Source organism: Thauera chlorobenzoica, assembly GCF_001922305.1.
Classification (GTDB): domain Bacteria; phylum Pseudomonadota; class Gammaproteobacteria; order Burkholderiales; family Rhodocyclaceae; genus Thauera; species Thauera chlorobenzoica.
Genome location: NZ_CP018839.1, coordinates 3686568 through 3703079, shown reverse-complemented (window position 1 = coordinate 3703079; position 16512 = coordinate 3686568). Strand labels below are relative to the sequence as shown.

The window sequence follows — 16512 nt, the reverse complement described above, 5'->3', positions numbered from 1 at the left end:
CCCGGTTTCAGTGCGCGATCGGCCTGAAGCCAGGGTCGTCGAAGTAGCGCGCATAGCTGTCGAGCGCGCCGATCACGGTGACCGCGCCGGCGCGCGGCTGGTGGCGACCGTCGGCGTTTTCCATCGCGCTGGCGCCTTCGAGCAGATCGGCTACCACGAGGTGGAGCTGGGCGTCGGCTGCCGGGCTCAGCCGGCAGTTCTCGACCATGTAGGCGACTTCGCCATTCACCCGCTTCGCCAGCGCCTGGTAGCCGGCGGCAGGCAGGCGGTCGGCATGGATGTCCTCGAGCCGGGCGGCGATGTCGTTGCGGATGTTCGCCATCGCCTGCGCGAGGGGGGCGTCGATCGCCCACTTCTTGCCATGATCGAGCTGCGGCGTGGCGTTGGCGTTGGCGGCGGGGGCGTGGGTGTGAGCCTGCGGGGTCGCCGAAGCGGCCCAGGCACCGCCTGCCGCGCTGCCGAAGAAAAGGCCGAGGGCGGCGGCGAGCGCCGATGCGTGTACTTGAAATTTCATGATTCCTCCGTGTCATGCGCCGTTTCAGGGGGCGCAGGCGGCAGTATCCGCGCGCCGCCTTAAACCGCCCTTAAAGTGGCGCCGATCCGTCCTCCGGTGGCGGAAAGCCGACCCGTACCGTCAGCCCGCGGTCGCCGGGGCCGTCATCGAGAGTGAGCGTGGCGCGGTGCAGTTCGGCGATCCGGCGCACGATCGACAACCCCAGGCCGCTGCCTTCCTCGCGGCGGTCGGAGCCGCGGTGAAAGCGCTCGAAGGCCTGTTCCCGTGCCGCGGGCGCAATTCCCGGGCCGCTGTCGGTGACGCGCAGCAGCGGATAGCCGCCGCGCGCCGCGTGCGCCTCCTCGACGGCGAGATCGACGCGCCCGCCCGGCGGGGTGTAGCGGACGGCGTTATCGACCAGGTTGCGCAGCAGCACCGCGAGCAGCAGCGGGTCGCCGTGCACCGTGCGCTCGTCGCCCGGCAGCAGGCCGAGGTCGATGTTCCGGCGCGCGGCCGACGGCGCCTGGGCGGCGACCGCGTCGCGTGCCAGCGCCCGCAGGCCGATCGGCTGCGGCCGTTCGAGGGCGGTCTGGGGGTCGAGGCGGGCCAGGGTCAGCAGCTGCTCGACCAGCCGGGTCGCGCGTTCGGCGCCGCCGACGACGTTGGCGAGCGCGCGCCGGGCCTGGGTGCCGTCGTCGGCGTTGAGCGCCACTTCGGCCTGGGTGCGGATCGCCGCCAGCGGGGTGCGCAGCTCGTGGGCGGCATCGGCGGTGAACCGGCGCTCGAGTTCGCGCGACTGGCGCAGGCGGGCGAACAGCGCATTCAGCGCCTGCTGCAGGGGCAGGACCTCGCGCGGCACGCGGGCGAGCGCGAGCGGGGCGAGGTTGTCGGGCGCGCGCTGCTCGACTTCGCCGGCGAAGCGCCCGAGCGGGGCGAGGCCGACGCCGACGGCGAGCCAGATCGCCACCGCCAGCCCGGGGACGGCGAACAGCAGCGGGTGCAGCAGGTGGCGGGCGATGCTCTCGGCGAGCGCGGCGTGCAGCGCTTCGGTGGCGGGAGTGGCGGGGAGGTGGGTGCCGAGCATGGCGTCGATCTCATGACGCGCATCGAGGTAGCTGAAGGCCGCGGTCGCCCCCCAGGCGAGCAGGACGGCCGCCGCCAGCAGGGCGATCAGGCGGTGGCGCAGGGAAGGCGGGCGGGAGGGGCGAAATGGGGTCATGAGCGCCCCCGGGAAACAGCTTTGCCGTTTCCGCCCCCGAGGGGGACAAGAACACTTGGGGCGGCCCTGCGTTTTCTTGAGAGGGCTCGTCCTCGATCAGGTAGCCCACGCCGCGCACGGTGCGAATCAGCCCGGGGGCGAGCTTGCGGCGCAGGTGGTGGATGAACACTTCCACCGTGTTGCTCCCGACTTCCTCGCCCCAGCCGTAGAGCTGCTCTTCGAGCTGCGCCTTCGACAGCACGCGGCCCTTGCCCAGCAGCAGGGCGTGGAGGATGGCGAACTCGCGTGTGGTCAGCGCCACCGCGCGCCCGCCGAAGCGCACCTGGCGGCGGCCGGGGTCGAGCTGCAGCGCGCCGCAGGTGAGCAGCGGTGCCGCGCTACCGCTCGCGCGTCGCACCAGGGCGCGCAGCCGGGCCTGCAGCTCGGCCAGTTCGAACGGCTTGACGACGTAGTCGTCGGCGCCGGCATCGAGGCCGGCGACACGGTCGGCGAGGGCGTCGCGCGCGGTCAGGATCAGGATCGGCAGCTGCAGCCCCGCGGCGCGGGCGCGGCGCAGCACGTCCATCCCGGACAGGCGCGGCAGGCCGAGGTCGAGCACCGCCGCCTGGTAGGCGCCGGTGTCCAGGGCATGGGCCGCGGCGCTGCCGTCGCGCGCCCAGTCGACGGTGAAGCCGGCCTGTTCGAGGCCGGCCTGGATGCCATCGCCGAGCAGTTCGTCGTCTTCGACGAGCAGGATCTTCATCGTTGCCGTCCTTTCTTGCGCAGTAGTTTCCACCGGTCCTTCGCACCCTGCGTCCGCGGTTGCGGTCCGGCGTCCGCCCCGCGCCGCAGCCGCCTCGGCGGCCGCAGCGCGGCAGGCGCGGCTTCAGCGCAGCTCGAACGCTTCCTGGTGGAAGCGCAGCCGCCGCCCCCAGGCACGGGCCAGCCCCGCGCGCAGCTGCTCGGCGAATCCGCGCGGCCCGCAGAACCAGACTTCGGCGCGCTGGCGCGCGTCGTGCAGCGCGGACAGGCGCTCGGCGGTGAGCAGGCCGTCCGTGCTGCTGTCGTGGATGTGCAGCGTCACCGCAGGCAGTCCGGCGCACAGGGTTTCGAGGCGGGCGACGAAGGGGTCGTGGGCCCGATCGCGGGTACTGTAATGCAGGTCGGCGGCCGGCGCCTCGTCCGGGCGGGTGTGCAGGGTCTCGAGCCAGGCGAGGAAGGGGGTGATGCCGATCCCGCCGGCGACCCAGATCTGGCGCGCCTGGCGGTCGTGGCGGCCGAGGACGAAGCGGCCGTAGGGGCCTTCGACGGTGACCGCCTGTCCGACCGCGACCCGGCTCGAGAGCCGGCGGGTGTAGTCGCCCAGGGCCTTGATCTGGAAGCGCAGCGTGCGGTCGCCGCGGTCGGCGCTGGCGATGGTGAAGGGGTGGGCGCCTTCGAAGCGCTCGAAGCCGACGAAGGCGAACTGCCCGGCACGGTGCCCGCGCCAGTCGCCGTCGAGGCGGCATTCCACTTCGGTGACGTCGGGCGCGGGCGAAGACACGGCGGTAACCACGCCGTGCACGCGGCGCTCGCGGCCGATCCGCCCGCCCAGCGACAGCGCCGCAGCGACCGTGCCGGCAGCCAGCAGCAGGGCGAGCAGCGCACCCGCGGGCTGGGTCCAGTATTCGACCGGGGCGAGCACCGCGGCATGGAAGGCGAGCATCAGGTAGAGTACCGGCATGGCGCGGTGGAGATGGCGCCAGAATTTGTACGGGAAGCGCTTCAGCAGGCTGAGCACGACCATCGCCAGCATCAGGTAGATGGCGAACTCGCCGAGCTCCTCGCCGGCTTCGCGCAGGTTGTCGAGCAGGCCGCCGAATTCTTCCTCGTGCGGGCGCTCGCCGCGGCCGAAGATCGACTTGATCAGGTCGTCGGACAGCTCGATCAGCCAGTGCAGCGCGGCGAACACGCCGGCGAGGATGCCGGCCCACTTGTGCATGCGGAAAATGCGGTCCAGCCCGCCGAGCGGGCGTTCCAGCCAGGCCGGGCGGGTGGCGAGCACCATCGCCAGCGACATCAGCCCGATTGCGAGCAGGCCGCTGAGGTAAAGCGCCTGCTCGCGCACCGCCCAGGGCAGGGCGCCGGCGGCGGAGTCGAGGGCGGGGACACCCACGCCCCAGGCAAGGACGATGAGGCCGATGAAGGCCGACAGGGCGGGAATCATGGCAGTGGCTCCAGAAAAAGGCGGGGCGCCGGCGTTGCGCGGCGCCCCGCGGGGGCGGCTTACTTGGTGGCGGGGGCGGTGGGGTTGGTGGCGCGCTCGGCGGCGGTGCCTTCGATGACGTCGCCGCTGTAGGGATCGACGGTGAGTCGGGTCCGCGGCTCGTCCGCACTACGGCGGTCATCGCCCCGGCTGCGCTTGACGTCGGTGTCGAGGACGTCGCCGCTGCGGGGGTCGATCGCCAGCTTCACCCGCTGCCCTTGGGCATCGGTGGCCTTGGCCTGGTAGTGGTCGCGTTCGCGCTCGATCTCCTGGATGTCGCGGTAGCCGGTGGCTTCGAGCTTGACCTGGACCTGGTGCAGCGTCAGCCAGGAGGCCTGCTCGGTGTCGCTGCGGCTGCCTTTGCTGCGCTTGACTTCGGTGCCGAGGATGGCGCCGGTGAGCGGATCGACGTCGAGTTCCACCCGCTGTCCTTGCGCATCGATGGCCTTGACTTCGTACTTGTCGTCGTCGCGCTCGATCTTCGTCAGTTCGCGATAGCCGAGGGCTTCGAGCTTGAGCTGGACCTCGTGCAGCGTCAGCCAGCCGTCCTGGCCGGTGGCGGCGGAAATGCCGATGGCACTGCCGGTGCCGTTCTGGGCGAGGGCGGGGATGAGCACGGCGCCACCGGCGAGGATGCCGGCGCCGAGGAGGAGGGTGGTGATGAGAGTGGTGGCACGCATGATGGCTTCTCCGGTTGGTGTGGATCGCGGTCTTTCCTTCGACCGTGGCGCCATCCTGCGCCGGCGGGTCTGAACCGATGCTGAAGCGCGCGTTCATTTCCGGTTCATGTTTCGGGTCATACTTTCGCCTCCGGCCGGCGCCGGTGACGCAGCTGCGCAGGGCGCTGGAGCGCCTGTGCGCACTGCGCATCCGGCGGCCGATTGACGACCGATCGAAAAGGAGAGCCCCCCATGACCCCCGAGCAAGCCCGTTCCATCATCGCCGTGTGCCTGATGGCCGCCTTCGCCGACGGCGCCCAGGACGGCAGCGAGCGTGAGCACGTGCGCAAGGTCGCCGAATCGCTCGGCCGCGACGCCGAGATCGACTTCATCGCGCTGTACCAGGACGTGCTGCTCGGCCGTCTCGGCCTCGAGGCGGTGGTCGCCGAGCTCGACAGCGCGGCGCTGCGTCAGCTCGCCTTCGAACTCGCGGTTGGAGTGTGCGAGGCCGACGGCAACCGCAACCCCCAGGAAGCTGCCTTCCTCGAACGTCTCGCCGCCCTCCTCGGACTCGAGCGCGGCGCGGCCGGGCGCTTCGTCGAGGAGGCCGAAGCGCTGGCGCAGGCGCCGGTGACCGAGGTGTTGGTGACCGCGGCGCCGGAGGCCGAGGCCGCGGGCGCGGCGCCCGGGCCGGCGTCCGCCGCCATCGACCGCGGCGAGCTCGAACGCATGATCCTCAACGCCTCGATCCTCAACGGCGCGCTCGAGCTGCTGCCGCAGTCGATGGCCTCGATGGCGATCATTCCGCTGCAGATCCGCCTCGTCTATCGCATCGGCAAGGCCCACGGCTACGAGCTTGATCGCGGCCACATCAAGGACTTCCTCGCCACCACCGGGGTGGGGATGACCGGGCAGTACATCGAGCAGCTCGGGCGCAAGCTGGTCGGCGGCCTCCTCGGCAAGGCCTTCGGCAAGCTCGGACGCGCGATCGGCAGCCAGGCCACCGGCTCGGCGTTCTCCTTCGCCACCACCTACGCCATCGGCCAGGTCGCGCTGCACTACTACGGCGAAGGCCGCCGCCTCGACGCCGCCGGCCTGAAGGCGATGTTCGCCCGCCTGTTCGAGCAGGCGCGCGGCCTGCAGGCGAACTACGCGGGCGAGATCGAGCAGCGCGCGCGCACGCTGGACCTGGGCAAGCTCACCGCCGAACTGCGCGCCTCCTGACGACAGCGTCTCGCCCACACTCCGTATCGCGGGGGGTGGGGGGGGGGGCTGCCGCAGCTACGGGCTTGGAATTTTCGAGTGGGCAGCTACCCGTCCAAATCAATAGCATTTTACACAAATTTTGTACAGGCCAAGGCATCAGGGTTTACGCACTCTGTTTGCATAATGTACCCATGTATTTAATCAATAAAATCAAGGCGCCGGGCGGTGTCGCCTGAAAGTTTCTCTTAGTCGAAGCCAGCGAATTTTGGTCCCTTTTCTGCTCACTGGAATTCAGGCTTAGCGATGAGTGTCTTTAGTATCAGTTGCTTAGCGAGTGCTGGCGCATAGTGTTCGAGTGCGGAGGTCCTGCTATTAGAGCGCTTTCTTGCGAGCGGCTTCGATCGTGAGGTTTTTTTTGCTTTCCATAATCAAGCCATTGAGGAGTACCGATCTCAATGCTTTGGTAAGGGTCTTTCCCGTTAGTTCGTTGGGTCTCCGATACCATTCAATGAGTACTCCGTCATGGGCCGCCATCACAATTGACGCCAGCTCATCGCTACCGCAATCAGACCGAAATACCCCTTCGGTTTGGCCTTGTGCAATCAACTGTTCGATGTGCCCATACATCCGACGGTAGATGGCTTTAGCCCTTTTCTCAACTTCATCTCCGGCGCCGGAAAAATCGATAGACACAAGAATAAGCAATAGGACATGCTGCGGCTTAGCAGGGTGTTGAAAATCTCGGGTTCACCTTCGGTTTCCAGTCCCCGGGGAAAAATCGACTTTGAAAATCGCCCGCTTTCCCCGTGATCATGCCGATTCAAGCTGACTTTTCCGTCGATTGTGCTACCGCAAATCAGCAGCGCTCCTGTCGCCGCAAAGACATGGTTTTTCGACTACAACGTTTCCCATCCGCAGGGCGCCAGGGCGCCCGCGAATTACGGCGCCAGCAGATTGCCCAATCTCGTCAGGTTATAAGCCGAGAAATTGAGCAACGCATGCGCACGGATTCGATCCAGCCCACGCGCCATCGCATGGCGCAGCGTGCCGATATCCTTCGCCCAGCCAAAGGCCTCTTCGATCATCTTGCGTCGGCGCAGGCTGACCGCGTAACCGGGGGACGACTTCACCTCATTGGGCACGGCGCTGCCCTTGACCTTGGCCGCGACATGCGGGGCAATGCCCAGCGGCTCGAGCGCGGCGATGAACTCGGCGGTGTCGTACCCCCGGTCGGCCGCCAGCGTCGGCTTGTGCGCCGAATTGCCGGGCTTGATGCTGCGCCTGGCCATCACCAACGCCGCCTCACGCTCAGCGGTTCCGGTGGCGGTCGTAGTGTGGACATCGACGATCAGACCGTGACGATTCTCGGCCAACGCATGCGTGGTGTAGCTCAGGTACGCCACGCCGCCGCCCTTGCTGGCGAGCAGGGCCTGCGGGTCGGTGCGCGAGACGTGCGTCTTGTTCGAGCGCTTCTTGCCGCGAAAGTCCACCTCGGGGTTGCGTCCCTGATCCGGTCCGGGCGGCTCGTCGGAGCCGTCCCGGGCCATCATGCTCTTGTGCGAGGCCCACGCCCGCAACAGCGAGCCGTCGACACTGAAATGCTCGTCCGACACCAGCTCGGCCCATTCGGCGATCGCCACCACGCCACCGAAGAACTCGCGCATCACGCTCTCCTTGAGGAGCCGCTCGCGATTGGCGCTGAACGTCGAGTGATCCCAGACCGGCTCGTCCAGCGTCATGCCGACGAACCACCGGAACATCATGTTGAAATCGATATGCTCGACCAGCGCACGCTCCGAGCGAATCGAAAACAGACATTGCAACAGCGACGCCCGCAACAAGCGTTCCGGTGCAATCGACGGGCGGCCACCATCGGCATACAACGCATCGAATTGCGGCGACATCGTGCGCAGAACCATATCGGCCAGCGTTTTGATCCGGCGCAACGGATGATCCCGGTCAATGCGGTCTTCGATATTGACGTAGCTGAACAGGGCGTTCTGTTTATGGTCGATGCCGCGCATGAGAATAATCAGTTTCTTAATGCAGATGTAATTATATCAGCCTCACAACCCGCATGGATGCTGGAAAACCTATTAAATCAACATCCTGTTAGTCACCCCGAGGAGTGCTTGCGTATTGATGAATTTCACCAGTTTGGCGTCAGCGTGCGGCCCTTCGTTCGCCATGTACTCCTCGATCGGATCAACAATGTACTTTTCTGCCTCCCCAAGGAGCATCAGCATGATTGCGTCTTTGGTCTTGAAGTAGAAGTAGATCGCGCCCTTGGTCAGTCCTGCTCTTGCTGCGATCATGTCGATCGTCGTCGCACGGTAGCCATTTTTGACGAAAAGATCGAGCGCGCAGGTGAGTATATTCTCGGTGCTGGCCTTCCTCTGCTCTTCCTTCTTGTTCAGCTTTCTCATGATGTCTGGAGATGTTCCAATGGAGTTGCCCCTCGTCACTTCAGAGGGGTTTGCAATTTTAAATGAGAACGCTGCATTCTGAACATTTTTGGCGAGAGCATTTTAAGGGAGTAATACGAATTCACACCGTCGTGGTGGGTAAAGGCTATGTCGTTATATCGTAAGCGTCCGACGAGCGCCGTCTTGCTTGAGTTTCAGCAGTCCGGGTTGATCTCGTCGGTGAACTCGCCCGCGCCCCATGTACGGGCGATGGCGGCATCTAGGCGGGTCAGAAGCTGGTAGAGGGATTCCCCGTCGCGGCGCTGTAGCATCGCCAGGTAATCACTCTCGTCACTCGCGGAGGCGGCACACTCGACCGGACCGAACGCGCCGAGCGTGATCTCGCCACCATTCGAGATCAACCAATCCACGTTCTTCAGCATTGCCAGCGGGTCGGCGGCGGACTGCTTCATCAGGCGGAGTTCTGTTCGGGAGCCAGCACCTTCAGTTCGACCTTCCACGGCAACAAGTCATCGACACGGTTGACCGGATGCTCGGCGATGCGCCCGATCACATGACGCAGGTAGGCCTCGGGGTCGAGGCCGTTGAGCTTGGCCGTGCCAATCAGGCTGTAGATTGCCGCCGCGCGCTCGCCCCCGCATCCGAGCCCGAGAAGAGGAAATTCTTCCGCCCCAGGGCGACCGTGCGCAGCGCTCGTTCGGCGGCGTTGTTGTCGATCTCGATGCGCCCATCGGTGCTGTAGCGCACGAGCGACTCCCCTCTGGGTCAAGATAGTTGTCGCCTCGATAGAATCTGAAACCTGAGGGCGATAACGGAAGAACGAAGTGGCCAGATACGGACAAGCATTCAAGGACAAAGCGGTAGCACGGTTGTTGCCCCCGGAGAGCGCATCGGTGGAGACGGTTTCCCGCGAACTGAGCATTTCAACGGCGACGCTGGAGCGGTGGCGCGCGGATGCGCTGTCCAAGCCCGCTCGCGAGCGGGCTTGGACAGCGCCGGCCCGATTCGAGGCGGTGCTGGTCACCGCCGCGATGGACGAGGCCAGCAAGAGCGCCTGGTGCCGCGAGAACGGGGTGTATCCGCAGGAGCTCGAGCAATGGCGCTCAGCGGCTACGCAGGCGCTGGCCGACCCCGAGGACGCCGCGCGGATCAGCCACCGCGAGAAGAAGGCCGACCGGCGCCGCATCAAGGAACTCGAGCGCGACCTGCGCCGCAAGGAAAAGGCCCTGGCCGAAGCCGCCGCGCTGCTGGTGCTGTCAAAAAAGCTCGAGGCGATCTTTCCGAAGGACAAGGACGAGGACGCATGATCGGCCTGGAAGATCGCCAAATGATGGTCCACCACATCGACACCGCGCACGCAGCGGGTGCGCGCTTGCGCCCGGCGTGCGAGGTCGCCGGCATCACCGTTCGCACCCTGCAACGCTGGAAGGCCGAGGATGGCCTGCATGTAGGCGACCGCCGGCCCTTGGCCGAACGCCCGACGCCCGCGCATGCGCTCACCGAGGCGGAGCGCGCCCGCGTCCTGGCCGTGGCCAACGAGCCGCGTTTCGCCGATCAGCCGCCGGCGCGGATCGTGCCGACGCTCGCTGACGAAGGCGTCTATATCGCCAGCGAGTCGAGCTTCCAGCGTGTGTTGCGTGCCCACGGGCAAACCCGTCACCGGGGCCGCACCCGGGCGCCTCAGCGCTCGCGTACGCCGACTACGCATGTGGCCACCGCGCCGGGCCAGGTCTGGTGCTGGGACATGACCTACCTGCCGACGCAGGTGCAGGGACGCTGGTTCTACCTCTACCTGATCCAGGACCTCTACAGCCGCAAGATCGTCGGCTGGGAGATCCATGAGGCCGACGACGCCGACCACGCGGTGAGCCTGCTCAAGCGCACCGCGCTGGCCGAAGGCCTCCACGCGATGACCGACAAGCCCGTGCTCCACGGCGACAACGGCAGCACGCTCAAGGCAACCACGGTGCTCGCCATGCTGCATTGGCTGGGCGTCAAGCCGTCGTACTCACGCCCTCGTGTTTCTGATGACAACGCCTTCGTCGAGTCGCTCTTCAAAACGGCCAAGTACCGCCCCGAATTCCCGGTGCGCGGCTTCGCCACCCTTGAAGACGCCCGCCTCTGGGGACGCGACTTCGTGCGCTGGTACAACTTCGAGCATCGCCACAGCGGCATCCGCTACGTCACGCCGGGGCAGCGACACGCGCGGGAGGACACCGCGATCCTGGCGGCACGGCATCAGACGTACCTCCAGGCCCGAGAGCGCAACCCTGCTCGCTGGTCCCGTGGGACACGCGACTGGACGCCAGTCGGCGCGGTCACGCTCAATCCGGAGCGCGACGACGTCGTTCGCGAGCATGCGCATGCTGAAGACATAGGGCGTTTGGTCGCATGAATCAGGCGACAACTATCTTGACTTGTTCCGACTCCCAGCGGGCGAGCGCATAGCGGATCGCCTCGGCCAGCGCCGATTTCTGCGAGAGTTGCTTGAGGGGGGCGTCGAGCCAGGCGCGTAGCGCGACCAGCACGGGGCCGGCGCGCGCCTGCCGCTCCGCCCGGCGCAGTTCGGGCGGTTTGCCGCGAATCGACTCTTCCACCGTGTACAGCAGGCCGTGTTGGCGCCGGCCGAAAACTGTCCATGTAGAGGGGTGAATTCCGGCTGAAAACTGACCAGGGTGTTTAACCTCTCTGCCTCATTTTGCGGCAGAGGATCAGAGGTGATCACCATGGAAATGCTGGGCAAGGTCAGAAGGATGCATTACCGGGACGGGCTGTCCCGCTCGGAGATTGCGCGACGCACGGGGCTGTCGCGCACGACGGTGAGGAAGTGGCTCGAGGAGGCCAATGCGGCGGCGCCCCGTTACCGTCGCACGAAGGCGCCGGGCAAACTCACGGCCTTCGATGCCACGGTGGTGAGCTGGCTGGAAGCCGATGCCCGCCGCCCGAAACGGGAGCGGCGGACGGCCCAAGCGATGCTTGCGCAGTTGAAGGCACAAGGCTTCGAGGGTGGTTACACGATCCTGACCGATTTCAACCGCGACTGGCGGCACCGCAAGGGGACGAACGACCCGGGGCGGGCTTTCGTGCCGCTGAAGTTCGAACTGGGCGAGGCGTTTCAGTTCGACTGGAGCGAGGAGCGGCTGGTGATCGGTGGGGTGTGGTGCAAGCTGCAGGTGGCGCATCTGAAACTGTGTGCGAGCCATGCGTTCGTGCTGGTGGCCTACCCGAGTCAAGCCCACGAGATGCTGTTCGGTGCGCACACGAGGAGTTTCAAGGCACTCGGCGGCATTGCCCGGCGCGGGATCTACGACAACATGAAAACCGCGGTCGACAAGGTCAAGAAGGGCAAGGGCCGGGTGGTCAATGCGCGTTTTTATGCGATGTGCTCGCACTACCTCTTCGATCCGGACTTCTGCAACGTGGCCAGTGGTTGGGAAAAGGGTAAGACATCCGCAAAGTGGCGTTGACAACAGCCAGACCTTGTTGTGAAATACTAGCCAGTCAGTATGCTAGTCGAGGTTGAAGAGCTGCGGGGATATGCGTCTCTCGACGCTCTGACGGTATCAGGGCGGAAGTGAACGTGGAAAGCTATCGCAGCGCGTTTCCATTAAATAAGTAAGGAGGAGAGCGTCAAATGACTTTAGCGACCCAGATGACCGGCGAAGGAAAAGTCCTTGTCGGGCGAGGAGTGTACGACGGTGCACGTTTGTTCCGAGACTGGTTTGACAGTTTGACGGAGGTCGCCAAGCGAGGAGAGGGAGCTGCCTACTGCTTTATCGCGGGCAATGTGATCGAGGTTCTTCGAACCTTCGATATTCCTGCGACTTTTCCGGAAATCAATTCACTTCAGACCGCATTTCGGAATGTTTCCCGCGACTATATCAATAATGCAGAAGATTATGGATATTCGCCTGATATCTGCGGCTACGTGAAAATCGGTGTTGCACTTCAGCGCCGAAATGGCGAGCATCCGATGGGAAAAATCCCAAAACCAAAAATCGGAATGATCAATAATTACTGCAATACTTTTATAAAGTGGGGTGAGATCTGGGAACGGACATACAACTGTCCGACAATTAATCTCGATTACCCGATGACGCGCTCAGCCGGAGAAAAGCCGAAACGCGGTACGCAGAAATTTGAGTATGAAAAAGCCTATCTCAAGGGGCAGATCGAGGAAGCTATTAGCGTCTGCGAGAGGATTACCGGTAAGAAATTCGATATCGATAAATTTCGGCAAATTCTCGCGTTTTCGAATGATGTAAACGCTGGTTTGAAGCGAGTGCTTGAACTCAACAGAAATAAACCTGCGGTATTCAATGCGGTGACGGATGGAAACATTTACATGGGTGTTGCAAACGCCTTGCGTGGAACCGAGGTTGCCAGTAAGTACTTCAAGGACCTTGTCGAAGAACTCGAATATCGCGTCGTGCATGGTATTGGCGCGCTGGATAAGGGAACTGAAGGTACCGTGCCTATGAAGCAGAGTTTCCGTCTCGCTCTCGTCGGCACACCTTGTTATCCAATCTATCGGCAATTCAATGAGATGTTCTCCAGGTGGGGAGGCATATTCGTATATTCGTCGTACCTCGATTTTGCCTCAACAGGTGCCTTGACCGGTTATCAGTACGACCTTAATGACCCGATCGACAGCTATGCGGAAGGGCAACTGATCATGCATGCGTCGGGCTCTGATAGCGTGTTTCACGAGTCCGATAACCTAAAGAAACTGGCCCCGGAGCTCGGGCTTGACGGCGTAGTCTTCCATCCGGTCAAGAGCTGTCGAACTGTCTCCACTGGGCAGGCCGACATGCGCCGCATTGTTGCGAACGAAATGGGACTGCCGACGTTATTTATTGAGTCGGATCTGGTTGACCCTGATGTCGTGGCGGAAGCGCCGATGAGAAATCGCGTGGATGCCTTTTTTGAAGGTCTCATTTCCCGTCGTCAGCAACAGGCGGCGTCCGCCTAACCAGAGAAATGGGGTAGTCAATGGCAAAGAAATACTTCACCGGTTGGGAGGGCAAGCCTCTCGAACAAATTTTCGACCTCTGCCGTGAGTTGGTCGAAGATCCGGCATATCCCACGGTCAAAGCTTGGCGTGCTGACGGTGGCCGTGTCATCGGTCACTTTCAGGTGTATTTCCCGGAAGAGATCGCGCACGCCGCTGGATTATTGCCCGTACGTATCTGTGGTGCTCAGACGGACGGTAATGAATCCGAGTCTCATTTTGGGTCATATCTGTGCTCTATTATCAAGACTTCCCTCGATATTGCCCTTACAAAGAACATCGAACTGGATCTGTTTGTTACCCATCCGATCTGCGATGCGGCGCGCAACCTCGCACCGATTTGGGGGCGAAATTTTGACTACAAATGTCAAATTTTGTACTTGCCGCAGAACCCGAACTCAAAGCATTCGAAGAGCTATCTCGCGAATGAATACCGACGGTTGCTTGGAGATATCGAGTCAGTCGCTGGGCGCAAGATTACTGAACAGGAACTGCGCGCGTCGGTCAATCTCTATAACCATTCGCGCCGTCTCATGCGCGATCTCTACGTTATTCGCAAGAATCAACCCTGGCTCTTGGGGGCGGATGAGTCGATGGCGCTAGTCGGCCTGGCAGGTATTCTGCCGCGGTCTGAATTTGTCGAATTGTTGGAAGCGGTCATTCCGATGATCCTGGATCGGCAGGCGAGTCGGCAGGACAAGATGCGGGTCGTGCTTGAGGGGGGATTCTGCGAAACCCCGCCGTTCGATCTACTTCAAACAATCACCCGCTCATGCTATGTCGTGGACGACGACGTCTTTATCGGGCTTCGTTTCATTGTCGAAGACGTGGTCGACTCAGGCGATGCTCTTGCCGATTTGGCCGATGCATATATCGATCACTCGTCCTATAGCCCGGTACAGCACGACCAGCGCAAGCCGAAGGAGCACATGCTCCTAGAGCGAGTGCGCAACGCTGATGCTGAAACGGTGATCCTTGCTTCGGCCAAGATGTGTGAGCCGGGTCTAGAGGAGCAGGTCGCCTATTCGAAGGCGTTGGAGGAGGCCAAGATCCCTTATTTCATTTCAGAATTCGAGGAGAATCAGAATACCTTCGACCAGTTGGCGATCCAGCTAGAGACCTTCGTTGAAAACATCATGTTCGATTGATCGCAGATGGGAGAAGCAAGCATGAAATATACAGGTGGTGTGGACGTCGGGTCCACCCAGACCAAGGCGGTTATCCTAAACGAGCATCAGGAAATTGTTGGCCGGGCCCTGATCTTTACGGGTGCCGATGTCATCCAGGCTGCACATAGCGCCTTTGAACAGGCGCTTGCCAGTGCGAAGCTCAAGCGGTCGCACGTGGGGTATGTGATCGGAACCGGGTATGGCCGCTACAAGGTTACCTTCGGTGACCGCCAGGTCACCGAAATCTCGTGCCACGGACGCGGTGCGTCCCACATGTTCCCGGGTACGCAGACGGTGATTGACATGGGGGGGCAGGACACTAAGGCGATCCGGGTGGCTCCCAATGGCGAAATTACTGATTTCTGCATGAACGACAAATGCGCGGCTGGTACCGGGCGTTTTCTGGGTGCTGCAGCCGATGCATTGCGCATTCCGCTTGGAGAACTTGGCCAGGTTTCGCTCAAGTCTGAGAAGCCTGTTCGCATCTCCACTACGTGTACCGTTTTTGCTGAAGCTGAGGTCTTGTCATGGCTCGGAAAAGGCAAAAAGGTGGAAGACATTCTATGGGGCGTACATCAGTCTATCGCCGCACGTGCCATCGGCTTGCTGCGCCGCGTAGGTATTGCCTCTGAGATCACCTTCACTGGTGGGGTGGCTAAGAACGTCGGCATGATCAAAGCGCTGGAAGAAAAGCTCGGTATGAAACTTAACGTAAGCGACGACAGCCATTTCATGGGGGCACTGGGAGCTGCGCTCTTTGCTCTTAGCAGTTTGCAGGCCGGCGAGAAGTCGGCGACACAAGAGGCTTGAACTATGGTCTATACGATTGGTGTGGATATCGGTTCCACGTATATAAAAGGGCTTGTGCTGGACGAAGACTCCAATATCGTAGCTCATCATATGAGGCCGACAGGCGCCGATCTGCAGGGAGCTGCGGAGCTGGTGGTCAACGAGACGGCCGAACAAGCCAAGATCAATAAGGGCGATCTGGCCTATTGTATTACCACTGGTTATGGTCGCTACCAGTATTCCGGCCGGGACTTGCAGGTTACAGATTTGACCGCGACGGCCCGGGGCGCGGTCTTTCTGTTTCCTGAGACGCGTACAGTGCTTGATATTGGTGGTCAGACCATGAAGGCGAGTCGCCTTGACGGTTTTCATAAGGTCCGAACCTTCCGCCTTAACGACAAGTGCGCGTCAGGTACCGGCATGTTTCTTGAAAAGACCGTGCGTTACATGGGCTATGACACGGCCGGCATTGACGGACTATTGAACAGCGCTAAGGAAGCTGCCTCCATTTCTGGGGTTTGTACCGTATTTGCCGAGTCGGAGGTTATCAATCACTTGAGCAACAGCGTGCCGCCCGAAGACATCATGTACGGCGCGGGCATGTCGCTGACCAAGCGCAGTGTACAGTTGCTCAAGCGTATCAATGTTGAGTCTCAAATTACTTTGGTCGGTGGCATTATGCGCTGGGGCGTAATGGCCAAGGCGATTCGCGATGAGCTCAATTTGGGTGCGAATGTCGCATCAGGTGATATGCCGCAGTTCACCGCCGCACTGGGTTGCGCCATCCTTGGCCATCTTCGTCTGAAAAAGCTGAGAGGTTCCGGTGGCGATCGAAGAGCGGCGTAAAAAAGTGCTAGTTGTCCGCCAAGTGGACGATGGGAAACGGCTTGTTGACTGCCACCCACCCACAGGCAATGTTCTTGGCTGCCGCTTGCCTGTAGGCATTGGGCTCAAGGAGCATGGCTGGGAATGGCGTTGCAACGCTAATGAGCCCAAACTGCGCCAGATCACTGATTCTTACCTGGAACTGGGTTTCGAGGTTCGAACGGAACCGCTCGACCTTCACGCCTTAAGCGATAACTGTGCGGGGTGCAAAGAAATGCTCGGTGATTCTGTAGCTGTATTCGTTAAGCAGTCGAGGTGATATATAACTTTGTTGTCCCTATATTCGTTCATGGTGGTCTAAAGGGGAGGGAGTCTGACCTTGGCCGGCCGCCGTAGCGAGCTCAAGCCCGCTATGACGAGCAGCTCCGACGGATGACGACACGGGGTTGAGCACACCGTTATGCGTTGCAATAAAAATACGGGACAGTGCG

The 16512-nt window shown here is 62.5% G+C and carries 15 protein-coding genes and 3 pseudogenes; 7 read left to right on the top strand and 11 right to left on the bottom strand.

The genetic code is table 11. The features are described from left to right. Window positions 1-7: 7 nt before the first annotated feature. The 5 genes from Tchl_RS17350 to Tchl_RS17330 form a co-directional block, all read right to left on the bottom strand. Window positions 8-514: a hypothetical protein gene (locus Tchl_RS17350; protein ID WP_075149471.1), complete on the bottom strand. Its 507-nt coding sequence runs from the start codon at window positions 512-514 to the stop codon at window positions 8-10. Window positions 515-584: 70 nt separating this feature from the next. Then, the gene (locus tag Tchl_RS17345; RefSeq protein ID WP_332307177.1) at window positions 585-1577 is read right to left on the bottom strand and encodes an ATP-binding protein; all 993 of its coding nucleotides are present in this window, start codon (window positions 1575-1577) and stop codon (window positions 585-587) included. 10 nt (window positions 1578-1587) lie between these two features. After that, the gene (locus tag Tchl_RS18195; protein WP_083945272.1) at window positions 1588-2454 is read right to left on the bottom strand and encodes a response regulator; all 867 of its coding nucleotides are present in this window, start codon (window positions 2452-2454) and stop codon (window positions 1588-1590) included. A 123-nt stretch (window positions 2455-2577) separates the two neighbouring features. After that, window positions 2578-3897 carry a ferredoxin reductase family protein gene (locus Tchl_RS17335; RefSeq protein ID WP_075149469.1) on the bottom strand — a complete coding sequence of 440 codons (1320 nt, stop codon included), beginning with the start codon at window positions 3895-3897 and terminating at the stop codon, window positions 2578-2580. A 59-nt stretch (window positions 3898-3956) separates the two neighbouring features. Beyond that, the gene (locus Tchl_RS17330) at window positions 3957-4616 is read right to left on the bottom strand and encodes a PepSY domain-containing protein (RefSeq protein ID WP_075149468.1); all 660 of its coding nucleotides are present in this window, start codon (window positions 4614-4616) and stop codon (window positions 3957-3959) included. A gap of 231 nt (window positions 4617-4847) precedes the next feature. Between Tchl_RS17330 and Tchl_RS17325 the strand changes: the two genes are divergently transcribed. Continuing rightward, a complete protein-coding gene (locus Tchl_RS17325; protein ID WP_075149467.1) occupies window positions 4848-5819 on the top strand; it encodes a YcjF family protein in 972 nt (323 codons plus the stop codon). Window positions 5820-6173: 354 nt separating this feature from the next. Here the strand turns inward: Tchl_RS17325 and Tchl_RS17870 are convergent, their stop codons facing one another. From Tchl_RS17870 to Tchl_RS17300, 5 genes and pseudogenes are all read right to left on the bottom strand, one after another. After that, entirely contained in the window at window positions 6174-6494 is a 321-nt protein-coding gene (locus tag Tchl_RS17870; RefSeq protein WP_157110126.1) for a TetR family transcriptional regulator C-terminal domain-containing protein, read from the bottom strand. 245 nt (window positions 6495-6739) lie between these two features. Further along, window positions 6740-7825 (bottom strand): IS5 family transposase, encoded by a 1086-nt coding sequence (locus tag Tchl_RS17315; protein WP_075146924.1) that lies wholly within the window; start codon window positions 7823-7825, stop codon window positions 6740-6742. Window positions 7826-7897: 72 nt separating this feature from the next. Further along, the gene (locus tag Tchl_RS17310) at window positions 7898-8227 is read right to left on the bottom strand and encodes a TetR/AcrR family transcriptional regulator (RefSeq protein WP_075149465.1); all 330 of its coding nucleotides are present in this window, start codon (window positions 8225-8227) and stop codon (window positions 7898-7900) included. 194 nt (window positions 8228-8421) lie between these two features. After that, a complete protein-coding gene (locus tag Tchl_RS17305) occupies window positions 8422-8679 on the bottom strand; it encodes a hypothetical protein (protein ID WP_075149464.1) in 258 nt (85 codons plus the stop codon). Further along, window positions 8679-8989: pseudogene (locus tag Tchl_RS17300) on the bottom strand (transposase domain-containing protein); the annotation flags it as partial. The pseudogene Tchl_RS17300 and the gene Tchl_RS17305, both read right to left, overlap by 1 nt. Before the next feature lie 62 nt (window positions 8990-9051). Here Tchl_RS17300 and Tchl_RS17290 point away from each other — a divergent pair. Continuing rightward, a protein-coding gene (locus Tchl_RS17290; RefSeq protein ID WP_103893907.1) for an IS3 family transposase occupies window positions 9052-10622 on the top strand; the annotation gives its coding sequence in 2 pieces (ribosomal slippage) (window positions 9052-9484 and window positions 9484-10622; 1572 coding nt in all). 34 nt (window positions 10623-10656) lie between these two features. Here the strand turns inward: Tchl_RS17290 and Tchl_RS17285 are convergent. Next, window positions 10657-10833 (bottom strand): annotated as a pseudogene (locus Tchl_RS17285) (IS66 family transposase); the annotation flags it as partial. Window positions 10834-10953: 120 nt separating this feature from the next. On the opposite strand from Tchl_RS17285, the pseudogene istA reads away from it, so the two are divergent. The 5 genes and pseudogenes from istA to Tchl_RS17260 form a co-directional block, all read left to right on the top strand. After that, window positions 10954-11670, top strand: a pseudogene (gene istA / locus Tchl_RS17280) (IS21 family transposase); the annotation flags it as partial. A gap of 191 nt (window positions 11671-11861) precedes the next feature. Next, entirely contained in the window at window positions 11862-13199 is a 1338-nt protein-coding gene (locus Tchl_RS17275; RefSeq protein WP_075149461.1) for a 2-hydroxyacyl-CoA dehydratase subunit D, read from the top strand. Between the two features lie 20 nt (window positions 13200-13219). Beyond that, window positions 13220-14386 (top strand): 2-hydroxyacyl-CoA dehydratase subunit D, encoded by a 1167-nt coding sequence (locus Tchl_RS17270; protein WP_075149460.1) that lies wholly within the window; start codon window positions 13220-13222, stop codon window positions 14384-14386. Between the two features lie 21 nt (window positions 14387-14407). Next, on the top strand, window positions 14408-15217 hold the full coding sequence (locus tag Tchl_RS17265; protein ID WP_075149790.1) for an acyl-CoA dehydratase activase: 810 nt from the start codon (window positions 14408-14410) through the stop codon (window positions 15215-15217). A gap of 3 nt (window positions 15218-15220) precedes the next feature. After that, a complete protein-coding gene (locus tag Tchl_RS17260; protein WP_075149459.1) occupies window positions 15221-16042 on the top strand; it encodes an acyl-CoA dehydratase activase in 822 nt (273 codons plus the stop codon). Window positions 16043-16512: the final 470 nt, after the last annotated feature.